The sequence below is a fragment of the Amphritea balenae genome, from assembly GCF_003858655.1.
GTDB classification, from domain to species: Bacteria; Pseudomonadota; Gammaproteobacteria; order Pseudomonadales; family Balneatricaceae; genus Amphritea; species Amphritea balenae.
On record NZ_RQXV01000004.1, the window covers coordinates 283,632 to 300,895 of the forward strand.

A 17,264-nucleotide genomic window follows, 5' to 3' on the forward strand; every position below is an offset into this window, starting at 1 on the left:
AAACCAACGCTTTACCTGAATGGATAACAAATGGACGGATTTGATCAGAAAATAATCGATGCACTGCGCCAGAATGCCCGTCAGAGTGTCTCCGCGATTGCTGAACAGGTAAATCTGTCCCGCTCGGCGGTGTCTGAACGGATCAAACGGATGGAAGGGCAGGGTGATATTCTCGGCTATCAGGTACTCACACCGGTAAGCTCGGATAGTTCGAATACAGTTAAAGCGTACTTCGAGATTGTTCAGCAGGGCTATAAATGCGAAGAGATAGCCGGGTTATTAATGAAAAATCCAGAAGTGAAGCATTGCCATGGCACCAGCGGCGAAGTGGATCTGCTGGTCTACCTGGAAGTGCCTAATATGCAGCGTTTGCACGATATCCGTCACGATCTGGATGTGCAATTGCCGACCAATGTTAAAGTCACCACCCATATTATTATGCGGGAATGGGGATAAGCTTAGTATTTACCGTGCAGAGGCTGGGTGTTACTGCACAACTTGTTAGAAAAAACGATAACCAAGGTGTCGTTTACGGGTATCACAGGCTTAGTCCTGAGGGGATTTATTTCCATTCTGAACGCGGATTAAAGCTGTTTTTTTCTACGTTGCTCATCATTGCTTTCCCTAGAGGTTAACTGGCGACGCTCTCCTTCGCCCACTATATTGGATTGGTATCTTCTACTCGAAAAGGAAGATTCTGATTAGGGGGCGGGGTGTGAAGTTTGTTCGGCATGTCATCTTTCTTGTAGTTATTCTTAGTTCTGGTTTCAGCTTTGTTGTCTCTGCTGCAGATAAGGCGGTATTCAGTATGAAGCCTGTCGATAATGACGGGCAACGCTGGCGTATCGGTTATTTTGAGGGAGGAGAATATTACCATTACCAGGAAACGCTGATCGAAACCGTGAACGGGCTGATGAAGCTTGGCTGGGTGGAAGAAACAGAGATTCCTCTTCAGGAAGGAGAGCAGACTAATCAATTATGGCAATGGCTTGCAACAGGTCTCAAAAGCGATTACATCGAGTTTGTCAGTGATGCACATTACTCAACTAACTGGGATGAGGATAAGCGGACCGAGACGACTGCTCAGATCATTCAAAGACTAAATCATCAGCAGGATATCGATCTGATGATTGCGATGGGCACATGGTCTGGCAAAGAGCTGGCTAATGATAAACACCGCACGCCAACGATGGTGCTTTCCTCAAGCGATCCAATTGCTTCAGGCATTATCAAAAGCGTAGAAAACTCCGGCTATGATCATGTCCATGCCACCGTTGATCCAAACCGCTTTGAGCGTGAGATAAAAGTCTTTCATGAGCTCATCAAATTTAAGCGCTTAGGTGTTGCCTATGAAGATACCGAGGAAGGTCGAAGTTATGCTGCCGTGGAAGACCTGGAAAGGTTGAGTAAAGAACGTGATTTCGAGTTAGTACGCTGTTATACCAAAAGCGATATCAGTGATACCGCTGAGGCGGAAGCCAGTATTATCAATTGTTTCAGACAGTTGGTTGAAACCACAGACGCTATTTATGTAACGGATCAGGGCGGTATAACGCTGAAAAGTATTCCACAATTGGTTTCAATTGCGAATGCCAACCGTATACCAACATTTAGCCAACCTGGTGCAGAAGGTGTTGAGAAGGGCTTTCTGTTTAGCTTTTCCCGGGCTAGCTTTAGGTATATCGGAGAGTTTCAGGCCACCACCTTTGCCAAGGTTTTTAATGGCGCTCTTCCGAATCAGCTCAGTCAATTTTATGAACAACCGTTACGTATGGCGATTAACTTAAAAACGGCAGAAATTGTTGGCTTCAATCCGCCGATGTTATTACTCGGTGCTGCTGATGAGATTTATCGTGAGATACCTAAAAGGCAGTAGATAGACGCAACTTCGTTGCTTGCTAGAAAAAGTATAACTTTGGCGAGATTACAACGCCCATTCTTTTGATAAAGAATGCTGGGGCTCAGAGTAAGAAAATTCAGAACTAAAGATAATAAACTAGAACTAAAAATTTATATGGCTCTAGTTCATGTGAAGTTCATTGATGGTTGCTATAGTGCTCTGACGATGCCTGATTACGGAGTTATCTATGCAGCTCAGAACTATAATGCTGATTCTGTCCATATTCGCCACACCGTTGGCGCTGGCGCTGGATAGTGTCGATACTCATCATCTGTTAAATCGTACCGTACTGAATCAAATTACGGCATTTCCTGAAATATACCCTCTTGATTCCCGGAATCAGGCGGTATCAGCATTAATGAATTCAGAAGAGTTACAGGTAGCACCACCGGGATGTGTTAATAAAGCACCGTTGCCTGCCTCTGTGCGTAAACAGATGAACGCTGATGAGAAACGGACAATGCGTAAGCAGCGCAGAGCATGTAGGAAAGTATTACAGGCATGGTACGCAGGTAGCTTATTAACATCTGGCGCGAGTATTCAAACTAAAATGGTTTTGTTTTGGCATAACCATTTCACTTCCTCACTTAAAAAAGTAAAAGAACCTAAACTGATCTACCGCCAGCACCAGTTACTTGAGCAGTATGCAATGGGCAATTTTTCCGGGTTCTTGCAGGCGATGGTGCATGATTCGGCCATGCTAATCTACCTGGATAATGCTGCCAATATTAAAGGTCGCCCAAATGAAAATCTGGCTCGGGAGCTGCTTGAGTTATTTAGCATGGGGGAAGGTCATTACTCTGAGCAGGATGTTAAAGAGCTGGCCCGGGCATTGACAGGTTTGACCGTTGATCGGGAGGTTTATGAAACTGCGTTCAGACAGGGAAAGCATGATGTTGATCTGAAAACAATATTTGGTCAGCAAGGACGCTATGATGCGAAAAGTGCCGTTGAGCTGATCCTTCAGCACCCGGCGACATCGAAATATATTACACGGAAGTTATGGTCTTATTTTATCAGTGTTGAAGACGAGACTGAGATTCAGAGGCTTAGCTCAGTGTTTGCAGAAACCTGGGATATTAAACAGCTGGTGACCGGTATTTTAAGTACAGACCAGTTTTGGGCTGATCGCGGCAATATGATCAAATCACCGATAGAGTTAATTGTGGGCACAACCAGCCTGGTGGGCAACCATTTGATAAGTCCTGATGATATTGTCAGGCTTGCGAACGGAATGGGTCAGGGTCTCTTTAACCCCCCGAACGTAAAAGGCTGGCCAACCGGGCATGACTGGATTAATGCTGATCGCCTGCTGCGCCGGATAAATTTTTCTGAACGGGTGATGCAAGGCTCAATGGCACAGTACAGTGAAACCCTGCCAGTTGCCTGTCAGGAAGGTGGGCCATTAACCTATGCCGCTTTACCGCCGGTACAGCCTATTCATTCTAATCAGTGTATTGATCAGCTTGAGCAGTTGTTGATTGACCCTGTCTGGCAGCTTAAATAATCGGAGATGAATATGAAGCGTCGAGCACTTTTACAGTATGCATCTCTGAGCCCGTTGCTGTTTTCTACAGACCTTTTTGCCCATGCGAAGCGGGCTCCGGTGCTGTTGTTGGTGGAGCTAAATGGGGGGAATGACAGCCTGAACAGCTTTATTCCTCTCGATTATATTGAACAATACCATCAGTTAAGACCTGAGTTGGGGCTACAGGATGAGGATATGCTACAGCTGGATCAGCAGTTTGCCATGCATCCTTCATTGCAGCCACTTCATGAATGCTGGCGTACAGGGGAGTTGGCTCTAATTCATGGCTTAGGTTATGCCAACCCAAACCGTTCACATTTCCGTGCAATTGATATCTGGGATACCGCTTCTGATTCTGATCAATATCTGGATGACGGCTGGCTCTCGTCTATCATCAGCGATCGGGGTGCAGCTGAGGTTAAAAGTATCGTCTTTGGGCGCAACGCTCGGGCTTTTTATGGGCAGAATAGTCGTTTTATTCAGTTGAAAACGGTAAAACAGTTTTTAAATCATGCCGCTGATATAGAGTCTGTCGATGCCGCCGTTGATAATCCTGCACTGCGGTTATTATTAAACACTCAAAATTCGGTGAAAGGTGCTGACAGTTTGCTACGGCGCCAGCTAAAAGGCGCAGGGTCTTTGGCTCGGTTTTTCCCGGACAATAAATTCGGAAAACAGTTGGCAGATATTACATCCTTGATACGGTCTGATCTGGGAGTGCCTGTCTACAAAATAGCCTTGAGCGGTTTCGATACACACAAGAGTCAGTCAGGAAAACATGCGCAACTATTAAAGCAATTAGCGCAGGGGCTAGAGGCGTTTAAGGGGCAATTAGAATCATCGGGGCACTGGTCAGATGTGTTGGTCATGACCTACTCAGAGTTTGGCCGTCGTGCTGCTCAAAATGGGTCAGGCGGTACCGATCACGGTACAGCTGCTACCCATATGGTAATGGGGGGAAGAGTGCGTGGTGGTCACTACGGAGAGCACCCTGACCTGACTCAGCTAGAAAAGAATGATATGCGCTTTACGACAGATTTTCGGCGTATGTATCAGACAGTTATCTCCGATTGGTGGCAGAACGATAAATTGTTGGGGAAAGGGTATCAAACTTTAGGATTTATTAAGTCCTGATCCACTGTCCGGGAGTAACTAGACGTCGCTTTGTGACTTGCTAGCCGCAATTTCCTGGCATCCCTTAAAAATAGCATCCCTGAAAACGTAAAAAAGCCCGGCAGCGATGCCGGGCTTTTTAGTTATGGTCTGTTGTTCTTTGATCCCCACTTCAGTTAAGAATTGCTTCTATTTCCTCGATAAAGCCTTTAAGCATAGTCAGGCAGGTATCGGCATCAGCAGGGGTCATATCGTTACCCTCGCGCAGTACATAACGGGCGTCATCAAGATCGGTGCGGTGGGAGAAGTAGAAAGTCTCCTTCCAGAACTTGCTAGGTACTGGCTCCTGCTTCAGAAACTCACGGGCAATATCTGCATTGTTAACGCTGGGCAGCGCTGCCAGAGCTTTGTGTTTGTAGACTTTAACGACAACGCCTTCAGGCCAGTGTTGTAAGCGCACATCCAGATCGCACTTGATATCAGCGTTGTCTTTCTTGATATAGACCTTTTTTACTTCAAACGAGCCGCGCCATGGGGCGAACATGGAACCGTTGAAAATCGTATGCTCAATGCCATCAAAATAGGCTTCGATCTGGCTATTAATCTGGCTAATCTGGTTGATATCGTTAGACACGGCAATGACTCGCTATAGCTTAAAACAAAGGCGATAGACTAATGGTTTGAGCGGGGCAGATCGACTCAGAAATACTTATCGGCTGATAAGGGAAGCGGTCAGAGGGAAAGCTTAGATGTTGTGCGGGTGATTAGGTCGGCGGAACCGCTTGCTAGAAAGCGCATAAGTGCTTTCAGCAAGCTATTCTAATAGCGGTAAGCCGATAGTGATGGTAGTTTTAGCTCTTCGTTTAGCATCAGTTAAAAATGGGATTTTGTATGAAAATAATTTCGGCAGTTATAGCAGTCTGTCTGGCTGGTTTCTTATTCTTTATGGCACATGATATGGAAGGAATAAGCCTGATGCGTTTAGGTTATATCGCGGGTGCGGTATGTCTGATTACCTGGACAATGTTTCTGTTTGTGAAGCCTCAGGGGCATGAGGAAGAATAGTCTGCTGACGAAGGGCCGAACGCCAGTGCCTGACTGGTCCGAGGTTCGATCATTGCTGCGCAATTTGTCCGAAGTCCGAGCGTCGCTGCGCAACTTGTCAGAAAAGACATAAAGCAGGAGTTTGGTGAGGCGGGAGTTCTGATTCGTGTACATAGTACACTAATTGCTCTATAGTGCTTTAGGTACATAGTACATGGATGTGCAATGTTTACATTTATTGAGCTGAATGGATTCAGCAAGCACCGCTTAAGCCTGTTGCAAGATAAAGAGTATCAGTTGTTGCAACAGGCATTGATTGTGAATCCCGAACTGGGCCCGGTTATGCCGGGTACTGGTGGTTTCAGAAAGCTTCGATGGTCCCGACCCAGAATGGGGAAGAGTGGTGGTGTACGGGCAATATATTACAGCCTGGTACCGAGTCACAGTCGGCTCTATCTGGCGCTGATCTATACCAAGAATGAAGCTGATAGTCTGACTGCTGAGCAGAAGCAGATACTTAAACAGATCGCCGGACAACTGAAATCGGCAGGAGATAAGCATGAAAGATGAATTGTTTAGCGACCTGCAGGCGAGTGCCGAAGAGATGGTTGCTATTGAAAATGGCGAACAACAGCCCCGCAGTGTCCATCATTATCAGACGTTGGATGTAAAAGCGATTCGTGAAGCATCCGGTAAAAACCGGATTGAATTTGCAGAGATTATTGGTGCCAGTTACGAAACTGTGAAGAGCTGGGAAAACCGCCGCCGTAATCCCTCAGGCGTTACCAAGAAACTGCTAACCCTGATTCAGGATAACCCCCGTAAAATGATTGAACTGCTAAATAACAGCGGTTAGCAGAACCGAGGTCCGAACGCCAGTGCGTGGCTTGTCCGAGGTCCGAGCGTCGCTGCGCGACTTGTCCGAAGTGATTAAGAGCCCGAGAGTCATTTTGGGTAGTAAGTGTGACCTGTGTCACCGCTGTTCTATTGAGTGAATACGTGAGGCAGGTTACATTCGACTCTTAACTTTTTAAGTTTCCCACCAGATTGTCATTCGCAATCATGTAGTTGGTCAGGAAGACCGGGCAGGCCCAAGGCTTGCCTGCAATGCATGGATGATGCAATGGACGATTTTTTTTTCCCATTACTGATCTTTATCGCGCTGATTATCTTTGCCGGTTTTGTTAAGAACCTTAAAGGCTCGGACACAGCAAGCAGTACCAATGACAGTGACAAGCCCGGCTACCGTAAAAAAGGCCCGCTGTTTACCCCGGCAGAACGCTCCTTCTACGGTGTACTGTTACAAGCTATCGACAGCAATAAATACCAGACCTTTTATAAGAGCTTAGGGCAAAGTCCGGTCACAGACCTGCTAGAACCCCAACCCAGCCGTAATCGCAGCCAGTGGCAGAAAGCCTTTAACGCCATCTCCGCCAAACACTTCGACTTTGTCCTCTGCAAAATCGATGACCTGACCCCGGTGGCCGTTATCGAACTGGATGATAAATCCCACAACCAGAATCACCGCCAGAAACGGGATGAACTGCTAAAAAAGATTTGCAAACAAACCGGCCTGCCCATGCTTCAGGTACCTGCCAAGTGGGCTTATAAAACAGAAGTGTTGAAGATGATGTTGGTTAAAGAGGTGGAAGGCAGTGTTGATGATAAACCGGACGAAGTAGAGATTGGTGATTTGAGGGTGGTAGGTAATTAAGTCATTTACTTTGGCAGTGAATTGCGCATTTAATTGATTATATAAGTGAGTTTTTATGAATGAAAATTATATATCTAAAGTGGTTATTGATGGTTTTTGGGGAGATAGAAGTTTAGTTCTAGATTTTAATCAGGATGTTAATTTTCTTATAGGAGTTAATGGTTCTGGAAAAACTACCGTGATAAATTTAATTGCGGCTGCCTTGATGGCTGATTTTACTACCCTTGATAGAATCGAATTTGAAAAAATTAGTATTGTTCTTAAAGGGTATAAGAAAAGAAAGAAGCCAGAAGTTGTAGTGTTAAAGAAGTATACTGAAGGTTCTCCTTTTGGTTCTATTGAATATCGTATAAAGAATAGTGCAGGGGAGCCGGCTGTAGGATATTCGCTTGATGACTTTGAAGAGCATAAACTTTATCGGGATATTCCGAAACGTTATGTTAATAGAGAGCTTAAAAGAATATATGGTGATTCAATTGTTGAGCATTTAGAGTCATTAACTCAAATAAGCTGGCTTTCAGTTCATCGTGCTTCACCATCCGAAGATAGAGAGCGAAAGTCTTTTGAATCAACAGTTGATAGAAAGCTTGATGAGCTGATGAATAGGTTGGTTAGGTATTTTTCTTCCTTAGGAAGAAATGCTTCTGGTTTGCTTGAGAAATTTCAGGAAAGTGTTTTTCTTTCTATGTTGGTAGGTAGGAAACAAGGCAACCTTTTTAGGCCGAATGCAGCGTTAGATTTAGAAGAGGAGAAAGATACCTTATATTCAATTTTTAATCATTTTAATTTGGATGTTGGTAATTATAAATCAAGGGTTGATAATCATTTTGTAAAACTTGATAAAGCTATGAATAAAGTGAACGAGAAAGAGGGGCTTGATTATATTGATGTGGCTTCGATTGTTCTAAATGATAGGATAGATCAGATAATAGAGGATTGGAAGATTGTCACTCAGAAAAGATCAGATATTCTTCAGCCAAGAGAAACTTTTCTTAAGATAATTAATGGCCTTGTTCAGCGAAAAACATTTTTTATAAATGATAGAAATGAATTGGAGGTTGAAACGGATTCTAATAAGAAGTTGTTATTGAAGCACCTCTCATCTGGTGAAAAACAACTATTGATAGTGCTGGGTGAGGCTTTGCTTCAAGAGAATAGATCTTGTGTTTATATTGCAGATGAGCCCGAGCTTTCTTTACATGTATCATGGCAGGAGAGGTTAGTAGATAATCTGAGGGCATTAAATCCTCATGCCCAGATTATCTTTGCTACACACTCGCCAGATGTTGTTAGTAGTTATGGAAATAAAGTTTTTGATATGGAGGAATATTTGAATGTCCTTCACAAGAACTAGTTCTGGGTTAACAAATAATTCACTTTTTTATGGTGTTGATTTAATTATATATACTGAGGGCGGAAATAAATCCTATACTGCAGATGAGGTGTTGAGAGGGGCCGGCTCGGAGCAGTCTGTTGATATAAAGTTTTGGAGTAATGTGCTGGTGAAGCATGGGTTAACATCTAATATTAAGTTTAAAGCGTTAGGATCGAAAACTTGCGCAAAAGAAATATGTAGGCTTCTGAGTGAAGGTGAAATTGAAAATGTAGCGGTAGCTGTAGATTCTGATTTGGATGATTTTATAGGGGTAAAAATTGATTCTCCCTTTGTGTTATATACAAAAGGATATAGTTGGGAGAATGATGTTTATAGGAATGATTTAGTAAAAGATCAAATTGAAAGTCTTATCTTTAAAAATGGTTTAGAGGAAAGGTATAAATATATCGTCGATAAGGCGTTTTGTGATCTTGGATCTAAGTCTAAAACTCTAATTAATGTTGAGATAATGTTTAGATTGAATGGCGTTAAGCTAATTACAGCTTGTAATGGTGAACGGTTTTTTGATTCAAGAAGAAATCCGTCTTTCAATAGGAAGCAATTGTCTAGGCTTATTAGAGATAATAAGGAGCAGCTTGCAAGGCCTATTTTTGTTCCTGAGTATGATAATAATCTATGCTCTTTTCGATACTGTTATGGGAAGCTTGTTGAGGCCATGTCTATATCGTTGATATCATATATTTGTAGAACAATGGCAGGTTTTGGGGCGCTACCAAAAGAATTTATTGTGGCTGCAATGATTGAGCGTTATGCAAGATCTTTAGAAGTAAATAAAGATCCTTATTATCAAGCTATGGTAAATAGGATGTTAGCAGCTTAAAAAAACACTAGGTAGAAAATTTCCTTTTATTCATTACTATATCATTTTATTTGTTGAAAGCGTCGCTTAAAAATATCGTTATTCACTAACTAAAAAAGCCCGGCATCACTGCCGGGCTTTTTGCTTTTTCAAGCCACTAGCTAGCCGAACTTGTTCGGCGGCTAGCGAGTCGCGAAGCGACGGTCTAGACACAAATAATTGGGATCAGAGTAAGATTTATAATCTGGCACAGACTCAATCTCCCCTTCTGTGCAGCCGAGCATTGCAGTTTTTAATCGGATTAAAGCGAGGACTGTCTGAGGGCGCGAAGCGTCCGAGTTCCGCAGCTCCGATTGAAAATGAAACGCGCAGGGCAGTCGCGAAGCGACCAAGCAGCAGGGGTGGTTTTGGATTGTTAAGGTCTTTGTCCATACAAAGGTCTTAACTCGCCAGCGAAGGCGAAATGGGGCGTTTCAGTTAGCCACCTTTAATCAGAAGAACACTAGATTCAAGATACAAAAAAGCCCAGAACAATGTCTGGGCTTTTTGTTTTTTCGGACTACGAAACGTTACAACGCCTCAATCTTCCCGTACTGCTCAGTCAATTGAGCTAACGACGCCTGAAGCTCAGAAAGCTTCTCACGCTCTTTGGCGACGACAGCCTCCGGTGCGTTGGCAACAAACTTATCATTGCTCAGCTTACCAGCTAAACGACCAGACTCTTTCTCCAGCTTATCCATCTCTTTCTTGAGACGGGCCAGTTCGGCGTCTTTGTTGATCAGGCCGGCCATAGGCACCAGTACCTGCATCTCGCCAACCAGCTGTACGGCAGACATCGGTGCTTCGTCGCCTTCATTCAGCCAGGTAACGGATGCCAGAGAGGCCAGCTTAGCCAGGAATGCCTGGTTGGCTTCCAGACGGACTTTATCGTCTGCGCTACCGTTCTGAATCAGGATATCCAGCTCTTTGGCCGGGGAGATACCCATCTCACCACGGATATTTCGTACCCCGGTGATCACGCCTTTGAGCCATTCAATATCGGCTTCGGCTGCTGCATCGATCTTGGTCTCATCAGCAATAGGGTAGCCCTGCAGCATGATGGTATCGCCTTCGACACCGGCCAGATCTTTAATGGAGTGCCAGATCTCTTCGGTAATGTACGGCATGATCGGGTGGGTCAGACGCAGGATTACTTCTAAAGCACGTACCAGCGTGTGACGGGTGCCGCGCTTGGCAGCCTCGGATGCGTTGTCATCCCACAGTACCGGCTTGGATAGCTCAAGGTACCAGCCACAGTATTCGTTCCAGACGAAGTCATACAAGGTTTTAGCTGCCAGATCGAAACGGTATTCATCCAGATGCTTTGTCACGTCGGCTTCGACGCGCTGCAGCTGGCTGGCGATCCAGCGATCAGCCAGAGACAGTTCCAGATCGCCACCGTTTTGGCCGCAGTCTTCGCCTTCGGCGTTCATCTGTACATAACGGGCAGCGTTCCAGATCTTGTTACAGAAGTTACGGTAACCTTCCAGACGCTTGATGTCCCAGTTGATGTCACGGCCAGTAGAGGCCAGTGCCGCCAGAGTGAAGCGCAGGGCGTCGGTGCCGTGAGCCGCAATCCCTTCAGGGAACTGCTTCTCGGTACGTTTGCCGATCTTCTCAGCCAGTTGTGGCTGCATCATGTTGCCGGTACGTTTTTCCATCAGTGTCGGCAGATCGATACCGTCGATCATATCCAGTGGGTCGAGTACGTTACCCTTGGACTTGGACATCTTGTCGCCGTTCTCATCACGGATCAGGCCCGTTACATAAACGGTCTTGAATGGAATCTGCGGCTTGCCTTCGTCATCTTTGATCAGGTGCATGGTCATCATCATCATGCGGGCAACCCAGAAGAAGATGATATCGAAACCGGTGACCAGTACGTCGGTTGGGTGGAACGTTTGCAGACGCTGGGTATTTTCAGGCCAGCCCAGGGTACCAAAGGTCCACAGGCCGGAGCTGAACCAGGTATCCAGTACGTCATCGTCCTGACGTAGTTCGGTTTCCAGATCCAGGCCGTATTTCTCACGAGCAGTATCGGCATCTTTTGCGACATAGACGTTACCGTCATTGTCATAGAATGCCGGGATGCGGTGTCCCCACCACAGCTGACGGGAGATACACCAGTCCTGAATGTCACGCATCCAGGCGAAGTACATGTTTTCGTACTGCTTAGGTACGAACTGAATGTCACCGTTTTCAACCGCTTCGATAGCCGGTTTAGCCAGCGTTTTGGCATCGGCGAACCACTGGTCAGTCAGCATTGGTTCGATAACCACACCGCCACGGTCGCCGTACGGGATGGTCATCGCGTTTTCTTCTATCTTAACCAGCAGACCGGCTTCTTCCATATCCGCTACGATCGCTTTACGCGCAGCGAAACGTTCCATGCCCTGGTATTTCTCAGGCAGGGTTTTGTCCAGCTCGTTATTCTCACTACCGTCAGTGTTGAAGGTCTGTGCTGCATCGCGGATATCACCGTTGAGGGTGAGGATGTTGATCATCGGCAGCTGGCAACGCTTGCCCACTTCATTATCGTTGAAGTCGTGGGCCGGAGTGATTTTCACACAACCGGTGCCTTTTTCCATATCGGCGTGTTCATCCGCCACGATAGGGATACGACGGCCAACCAGTGGCAGGGTAATAAATTTGCCGATCAGATCTTTATAACGATCATCTTCAGCGTTAACCGCAACACCGGTATCACCCAGCATGGTTTCCGGACGAGTCGTACCTACCACCAGGAAGTCGTCACCGGCAGCGGTTTTAACGCCATCGGCCAGCGGGTAGCGCAGGTACCACATCTTACCCATGACTTCGCGGTTCTCTACTTCCAGATCGGAGATCGCAGTGTGTAGCTTAGGGTCCCAGTTAACCAGACGCTTGCCGCGATAGATCAGGCCATCGTCGTACATGCTGATAAAGGCTTCCTGAACCGCGTTATAAAAACCGGAGTCCATGGTGAAACGTTCGGTTGGCCAGTCAACGGAGTTACCCAGGCGACGCATCTGATTAGTGATGGTACCGCCGGATTCTTCTTTCCATTCCCAGATCTTTTCGATGAAGGCTTCGCGGCCCAGATCGTGACGGGTTTTCTGTTCTTCAGCGGCCAGCTTACGTTCTACGACCATCTGGGTCGCAATACCGGCGTGGTCGGTGCCCACTTGCCACAGGGTGTTTTTACCTTTCATCCGCTGGTAGCGGGTCAGAGCATCCATGATGGTGTGCTGGAAAGCATGACCCATATGCAGGCTGCCGGTGACGTTCGGCGGCGGAATCATGATGCTGTAGGCTTCACCTTCGCCAGAAGGGGCGAAGTAACCTTTATCTTCCCAGGTTTTGTACCAGGATTTTTCGATCTCGTGCGGCTGGTAAGTGGTATCCATTGTCGACCGGTTCTCAATGCTGAAATTAGTGCAAAAAATAGCCGGCAATTATACCCCTGAAACGGGGGAATAAACAGTGGCTAGACGTTGCGTTCTGGCCGCTGTTATCTCATGGCCGCTAGCGGCAAACGAAGTTCTCGCTCTGGCAAGCGACTAAGTCACCTCTGGTCAGGCGAATTTATTCACCGCGTTAGCCACCATTCTTGTGATTGCGGGTTTCATCGATGAGGTATTTAAGCCATTTCACATAGGGTGTACCGCCTGTGCCTTGCTGATCGTTGCCGCGCCGGGCGATGTATTTTATCGCCCAGTGGTAGTGAACTTCGCGGAACTGGGCGATACCTTCGAGTATTTCGTCAAATAACTCCGGCGGGGTTAGTGGCTTCGGGTCAGGCATCTGTTGGACTTGTTCAATATAGAGACGGTGTTCGGCGGGCATATAGTTGCGCATATCTTGCAGGTGCTTTAGCAGCCGGGTTTGTTGGTGGGGAATTTTAAGAAATGCCAGTAATGTCGGGATAACCGAGCTTTGAGCGCCGGTTTCGCCGCGAAAGGTCATGACCGTATCGGTACCTTCATACTCAATATCATCAAAATGGCCGATGTAGGGGCGAAAATCGGAGAAATACAGCTGATCTGACATTCGCTCAGGTATACGCTGCAGAACCTTGGTGATCGCCACAATCGCCAGACTAATATCATCCATGGCGCTTTGTAAGCGGGCTTCTCTTGTGCTGTCAGTAAGGTCCAGGGCTGCGTTCCAAAGTTCTATGCCATTAAGTATGCGGGCTGCGATTGCTTCGATCTCGACATGGACCAGAATAAACCAGTGTTCGTCATACAGGTGGACAAAATTCTGGAGTGTGTCAATGTTGCCCAGTTCGATCGGTTTTTCTATGTCATATCGTTTCCAGTTGTACAATGCATAGCCGTCATAGCTGAGCATAGGTTTACGCCCTAATAGCCCCGCTATCTTGATCAGTGGCTGTGCTATGTTTTGTGGCAAAGTGTGACATTTGGCTTGGCCTGTCTGGTTGATGTAGCCCGATGCAATAAACCCGAGCCTGACATAATAGAGGCGTGCCTGAGAGAGTAGGGAGGGTGATATATTGTCACAGGGCCACTGAGGTATTATCTGCTGTGACAAAAAGGTGCGACAGTCATCTTCCAGTAACAGGCTGGGTAACTCTTCACCGAGTCTGTCTAATGATTCAAATTCCTCGCCTAATGTCAGCTTTTCGTCGGGATCATTGCAGGGTAAAAAACCTCGGGATCTGAAACAGTTTTTCATCTTCCTCTCCTTAGCCCTTTTGGCCCTTAGTTTTAACCTGAGTCTGAGCTACTGACAGGATGCTAATGTTGGCAGGAGATTATTTTTTTTTGATTGTTTTCCGTTGCCTTGATCAGTGCTGTCAGTTTTAGTTTGATTATATGTAGCTCCATGCGCCAGGATGCTGCTTTGTCGTTATTTATATAGCCGAGTCGTTGGGCTACATAGATCTGAATTTTAAATTCAGCCAAGGCTTCTCTGGCGTAGGCCAGAAAGCGTCGTTTTTCACTTGCTGAGTCCTTGTTAAAGCTTGTTTCGATATTGCATAAAATGGTTGAGCTGCTTTGGTTCGTCTGATTAATAAAATCAGGGTACATGCAGCGAGATAACTCGACAGCAACGTCGTAACTCAAACGATGAGCACGCTTCCATAGCTCAAGATCTTCATGATTCATGACAAATCCTTTTTATCAGTTTCTGCGCTTCAGTTTAGTTCAGAAAAATCGGACTTCACACCTAAGTGGGGAAGTGGTTAGAACGCGGCTATGCTGCTTGTAAGGTAGCTGAGCAGTCGATTGAAAAACTAAGGAATCTGAAAAACTATCGTAGGCGGGTTTATATTCCGTTCGTTAAGCTTCGATACATCTTTTTTCATTACCCTTGGTCTGTCGACTGGAGATGGACTATTAAAAGTTGCACTGTATTGGTGGTTATATTTATGACAGCCGAGCTGGAATTTCTGCTGTGATGGATTAAATACCAAAAAAAACCGCCTTAGGGCGGTTTAATTATTTCAGAGAGCTATCGCCTATGCAGGCGTTTTCGGCCTCATATCATGCATTTTCGGTGTAATACCGTGTTTTTTGTAAAGCGCGTAGTTAGCTCGGGTTGCAGCTAGAATATCGGGTTGTTGGATAACGATTTCCAGAATCCGGTCAAACTTGAGAGTTTCTTCGCTCGCTGCCAGATTCAGATTGATAAACACATCACGATGTTCTGGTAACTGATCTCCCCAGCCAATCTGTACCGGTGCGCCGGGTTTGGCGTTCAGAATACCGTGGGGAATAAATGCATCCGCCCGGTAATCCCATAGCAGCTTGTCCAGACGTTCAGCTTCGCTTTCATTGATGACATGAATATAGACGTTCAGACCCTTACCCAATATTTTATCCGCCAGACGGCACAGAAATGCCGTACGGCTTTCTGGGGTATCGTCGGGTAGGACGTAAAAGTCAGCTTGTGGCATATTCATCGACCGGGTTCTGTATTCAGTTCATGTATGAATGGCTTGTAGTGACGAGGAATAGTGTTTCAGAGCAAGGCAAAATTCTGCGAAAACGCGGAGCCTACAACTGTAGGTGAGCATTTTGAGCAGAATTTTAACGCCGCACTGGAATACTAGAGCCGTTACTCAGCAGTGTCGTCAACTTGCGCAATCAGATGCTGACACAGTAATGGTACACAACGTCCGGTAGCACCTTTCGCCTTGCCGTTACTGTTCCATGCTACACCGGCAATATCCAGGTGCGCCCAGCGATACTTCTTAGTAAAGCGGGACAGGAAGCAAGCCGCAGTGACAGTACCTGCTGCAGGTCCGCCGATGTTAGCGATATCGGCAAAGTTGCTGTCCAGTTGTTCCTGGTACTCATCCCACAGTGGCAGACGCCATGCTTTATCTGCCGCAAACTCGCCAGCGGCAAGAAGGTCATCAGCCAGCAGGTCATCGTTAGACAGTAAGCCGGTCGCCTGGTGTCCCAGTGCAACGATACAGGCACCGGTAAGGGTGGCAATATCGACGACGGTTTCAGGCTCAAAACGCTCGGCATAGGTGAGGGCATCACACAGCACCAGACGGCCTTCGGCATCGGTATTCAGAATTTCAACGGTCTGGCCCGACATGGTCGTGACAATATCACCCGGCTTAGACGCATTGCCCGCAGGCATGTTTTCCGCTGCAGCGATAATAGCCACAACATTGATTTCCAGATCCAGTTCGGTCAGTGCTTCCATAGTGCCCATAACGCTGGCAGCACCGCACATATCGTACTTCATCTCGTCCATCTTGGCGCCTGGCTTCAGGCTGATACCACCGGTATCGAAGGTAATGCCTTTACCGACAAGTACGTGTGGCTTCTGATCAGGCTCGCCGCCTTTGAATTCCATGACGATCAACTTGGAGGGTTCTGAGCTGCCTTTACCTACAGATAGCAGGGAGTGCATGCCCAGCTTTTCCATCTCATCTTCATTAAGAATCGTGGTGCTCAGTTCGTCACACTCTTCAGTCAGCGCTTGTGCCTGCTCTGCCAGATAAGATGGGGTACAGATATTGCCTGGCAGGTTGCCCAGTTCACGAGCGGTATCTACACCATTGGCGATGGCTGATCCGTCACTGATGGAAAACTCACCCAGTTCCGCATCTTCGCTGCTGAGCAGGAAGCCCAGGCTTTGCAGATCAATCGGCTCAGCTTTTTTGCTTTTGGTCGCATCGTACTGGTACAGCTCAGCACTGGCCCATTCGGTGTTATGACGCAGTTGACGGTACAAGTCCTGATCAGCGCTTTCCTGTCCGTCCAGTGCCAGTACGGCAGACTTGCAGCGAATCGCTTTCAGGTTGGCCATCACCGCTTTAATAATTTTCTTTTGGTTGCGGTCGCTGTGCTCATCTGCCTTACCGATACCGACAAGCAGTACACGGCCGGCACTGATGCCCGGCACTTTGTGAAGCAGCAGGGCTTCACCTGCTTTACCCTGATGATCACCCACAACATCTTTCAGGTATCCGGCAGAGGCCTTGTTGATCAGATCGGCAGAAGGCGACAGGTTACCTTCCGGTGCAACACCAACAATTAAACAATCTGTTTCCAGTGATTCTACTGAACCGGTAACAATTTCAAATTCCATGCTCTCTCCACACAAGACATCGTGCCTGGTTTATATGATAATGATGGCCCTGAACGTATTGACGTTGTCACGGGGCTTCGATCATAAAGTTTGTTGCGACCCAGTTGATATAGTTACGACTAATAATCGGTAAATAAGTACGGGTAAATATATCGTTCGGGCAGTTTTATGAAA

16 protein-coding genes are annotated in these 17,264 nt (G+C 46.5%); 10 read left to right on the plus strand and 6 right to left on the minus strand.

Annotation, left to right across the window (positions count from 1 at the left end):
- The first annotated feature begins 30 nt into the window (after window positions 1-30).
- The 4 genes from EHS89_RS09520 to EHS89_RS09535 all read left to right on the plus strand — a co-directional run bounded on the left by EHS89_RS09520 (window position 31) and on the right by EHS89_RS09535 (window position 4,562).
- Entirely contained in the window at window positions 31-456 is a 426-nt protein-coding gene (locus EHS89_RS09520) for an Lrp/AsnC family transcriptional regulator (protein ID WP_124925906.1), read from the plus strand.
- A 259-nt stretch (window positions 457-715) separates the two neighbouring features.
- On the plus strand, window positions 716-1,876 hold the full coding sequence (locus tag EHS89_RS09525; protein ID WP_124925907.1) for an ABC transporter substrate-binding protein: 1,161 nt from the start codon (window positions 716-718) through the stop codon (window positions 1,874-1,876).
- 211 nt (window positions 1,877-2,087) lie between these two features.
- Window positions 2,088-3,407 carry a DUF1800 domain-containing protein gene (locus tag EHS89_RS09530; RefSeq protein WP_124925908.1) on the plus strand — a complete coding sequence of 440 codons (1,320 nt, stop codon included), beginning with the start codon at window positions 2,088-2,090 and terminating at the stop codon, window positions 3,405-3,407.
- 12 nt (window positions 3,408-3,419) lie between these two features.
- Window positions 3,420-4,562: a DUF1501 domain-containing protein gene (locus tag EHS89_RS09535; RefSeq protein ID WP_170167466.1), complete on the plus strand. Its 1,143-nt coding sequence runs from the start codon at window positions 3,420-3,422 to the stop codon at window positions 4,560-4,562.
- A gap of 151 nt (window positions 4,563-4,713) precedes the next feature.
- On the opposite strand, the gene EHS89_RS09540 is transcribed toward EHS89_RS09535, so the two are convergent.
- The gene (locus tag EHS89_RS09540) at window positions 4,714-5,175 is read right to left on the minus strand and encodes a hypothetical protein (protein WP_124925910.1); all 462 of its coding nucleotides are present in this window, start codon (window positions 5,173-5,175) and stop codon (window positions 4,714-4,716) included.
- A 257-nt stretch (window positions 5,176-5,432) separates the two neighbouring features.
- Here EHS89_RS09540 and EHS89_RS21100 point away from each other — a divergent pair, with 257 nt between their 5' ends.
- From EHS89_RS21100 to EHS89_RS09565, 6 genes are all read left to right on the plus strand, one after another.
- On the plus strand, window positions 5,433-5,606 hold the full coding sequence (locus tag EHS89_RS21100) for a hypothetical protein (protein WP_170167467.1): 174 nt from the start codon (window positions 5,433-5,435) through the stop codon (window positions 5,604-5,606).
- 204 nt (window positions 5,607-5,810) lie between these two features.
- Window positions 5,811-6,155: a type II toxin-antitoxin system RelE/ParE family toxin gene (locus EHS89_RS09545; protein ID WP_124925911.1), complete on the plus strand. Its 345-nt coding sequence runs from the start codon at window positions 5,811-5,813 to the stop codon at window positions 6,153-6,155.
- On the plus strand, window positions 6,145-6,441 hold the full coding sequence (nadS, locus tag EHS89_RS09550) for a NadS family protein (protein WP_124925912.1): 297 nt from the start codon (window positions 6,145-6,147) through the stop codon (window positions 6,439-6,441). Before EHS89_RS09545 ends, nadS begins: the two co-directional genes overlap by 11 nt.
- 267 nt (window positions 6,442-6,708) lie before the next feature.
- A complete protein-coding gene (locus tag EHS89_RS09555; RefSeq protein ID WP_170167468.1) occupies window positions 6,709-7,299 on the plus strand; it encodes a DUF2726 domain-containing protein in 591 nt (196 codons plus the stop codon).
- Window positions 7,300-7,354: 55 nt separating this feature from the next.
- Window positions 7,355-8,653, plus strand: a complete 1,299-nt coding sequence (locus EHS89_RS09560) for an AAA family ATPase (RefSeq protein WP_124925914.1) — start codon at window positions 7,355-7,357, stop codon at window positions 8,651-8,653.
- Window positions 8,634-9,515 (plus strand): hypothetical protein, encoded by an 882-nt coding sequence (locus EHS89_RS09565; RefSeq protein ID WP_124925915.1) that lies wholly within the window; start codon window positions 8,634-8,636, stop codon window positions 9,513-9,515. Before EHS89_RS09560 ends, EHS89_RS09565 begins: the two co-directional genes overlap by 20 nt.
- A 548-nt stretch (window positions 9,516-10,063) precedes the next feature.
- On the opposite strand, the gene EHS89_RS09570 is transcribed toward EHS89_RS09565, so the two are convergent.
- The 5 genes from EHS89_RS09570 to EHS89_RS09590 form a co-directional block, all read right to left on the minus strand.
- Window positions 10,064-12,919 (minus strand): valine--tRNA ligase, encoded by a 2,856-nt coding sequence (locus tag EHS89_RS09570; protein WP_124925916.1) that lies wholly within the window; start codon window positions 12,917-12,919, stop codon window positions 10,064-10,066.
- Between the two features lie 190 nt (window positions 12,920-13,109).
- Window positions 13,110-14,210, minus strand: a complete 1,101-nt coding sequence (locus EHS89_RS09575) for a PrnB family protein (RefSeq protein WP_124925917.1) — start codon at window positions 14,208-14,210, stop codon at window positions 13,110-13,112.
- Window positions 14,211-14,272: 62 nt separating this feature from the next.
- On the minus strand, window positions 14,273-14,644 hold the full coding sequence (locus EHS89_RS09580) for a four helix bundle protein (RefSeq protein ID WP_124925918.1): 372 nt from the start codon (window positions 14,642-14,644) through the stop codon (window positions 14,273-14,275).
- A 353-nt stretch (window positions 14,645-14,997) separates the two neighbouring features.
- On the minus strand, window positions 14,998-15,441 hold the full coding sequence (locus tag EHS89_RS09585) for a DNA polymerase III subunit chi (RefSeq protein WP_229753747.1): 444 nt from the start codon (window positions 15,439-15,441) through the stop codon (window positions 14,998-15,000).
- Between the two features lie 155 nt (window positions 15,442-15,596).
- Window positions 15,597-17,090, minus strand: coding sequence for a leucyl aminopeptidase (locus tag EHS89_RS09590; RefSeq protein WP_124925919.1), 1,494 nt, complete (start codon window positions 17,088-17,090; stop codon window positions 15,597-15,599).
- Window positions 17,091-17,264 lie beyond the last annotated feature (174 nt).

Coding starts and splice junctions, on each gene's coding strand:
- EHS89_RS09530 (WP_124925908.1), top strand. CDS start 2,088: ATGCAGCTCAGAACTATAATGCTGATTCTGTCCATATTCGCCACACCG.
- EHS89_RS09520 (WP_124925906.1), top strand. CDS start 31: ATGGACGGATTTGATCAGAAAATAATCGATGCACTGCGCCAGAATGCC.
- EHS89_RS09570 (WP_124925916.1), bottom strand. CDS start 12,919: ATGGATACCACTTACCAGCCGCACGAGATCGAAAAATCCTGGTACAAA.
- EHS89_RS09545 (WP_124925911.1), top strand. CDS start 5,811: ATGTTTACATTTATTGAGCTGAATGGATTCAGCAAGCACCGCTTAAGC.
- EHS89_RS09580 (WP_124925918.1), bottom strand. CDS start 14,644: ATGAATCATGAAGATCTTGAGCTATGGAAGCGTGCTCATCGTTTGAGT.
- EHS89_RS09575 (WP_124925917.1), bottom strand. CDS start 14,210: ATGAAAAACTGTTTCAGATCCCGAGGTTTTTTACCCTGCAATGATCCC.
- EHS89_RS09560 (WP_124925914.1), top strand. CDS start 7,355: ATGAATGAAAATTATATATCTAAAGTGGTTATTGATGGTTTTTGGGGA.
- EHS89_RS09555 (WP_170167468.1), top strand. CDS start 6,709: ATGGACGATTTTTTTTTCCCATTACTGATCTTTATCGCGCTGATTATC.
- EHS89_RS09535 (WP_170167466.1), top strand. CDS start 3,420: ATGAAGCGTCGAGCACTTTTACAGTATGCATCTCTGAGCCCGTTGCTG.
- EHS89_RS09565 (WP_124925915.1), top strand. CDS start 8,634: ATGTCCTTCACAAGAACTAGTTCTGGGTTAACAAATAATTCACTTTTT.
- EHS89_RS21100 (WP_170167467.1), top strand. CDS start 5,433: ATGAAAATAATTTCGGCAGTTATAGCAGTCTGTCTGGCTGGTTTCTTA.
- EHS89_RS09590 (WP_124925919.1), bottom strand. CDS start 17,090: ATGGAATTTGAAATTGTTACCGGTTCAGTAGAATCACTGGAAACAGAT.
- EHS89_RS09585 (WP_229753747.1), bottom strand. CDS start 15,441: ATGAATATGCCACAAGCTGACTTTTACGTCCTACCCGACGATACCCCA.
- nadS (WP_124925912.1), top strand. CDS start 6,145: ATGAAAGATGAATTGTTTAGCGACCTGCAGGCGAGTGCCGAAGAGATG.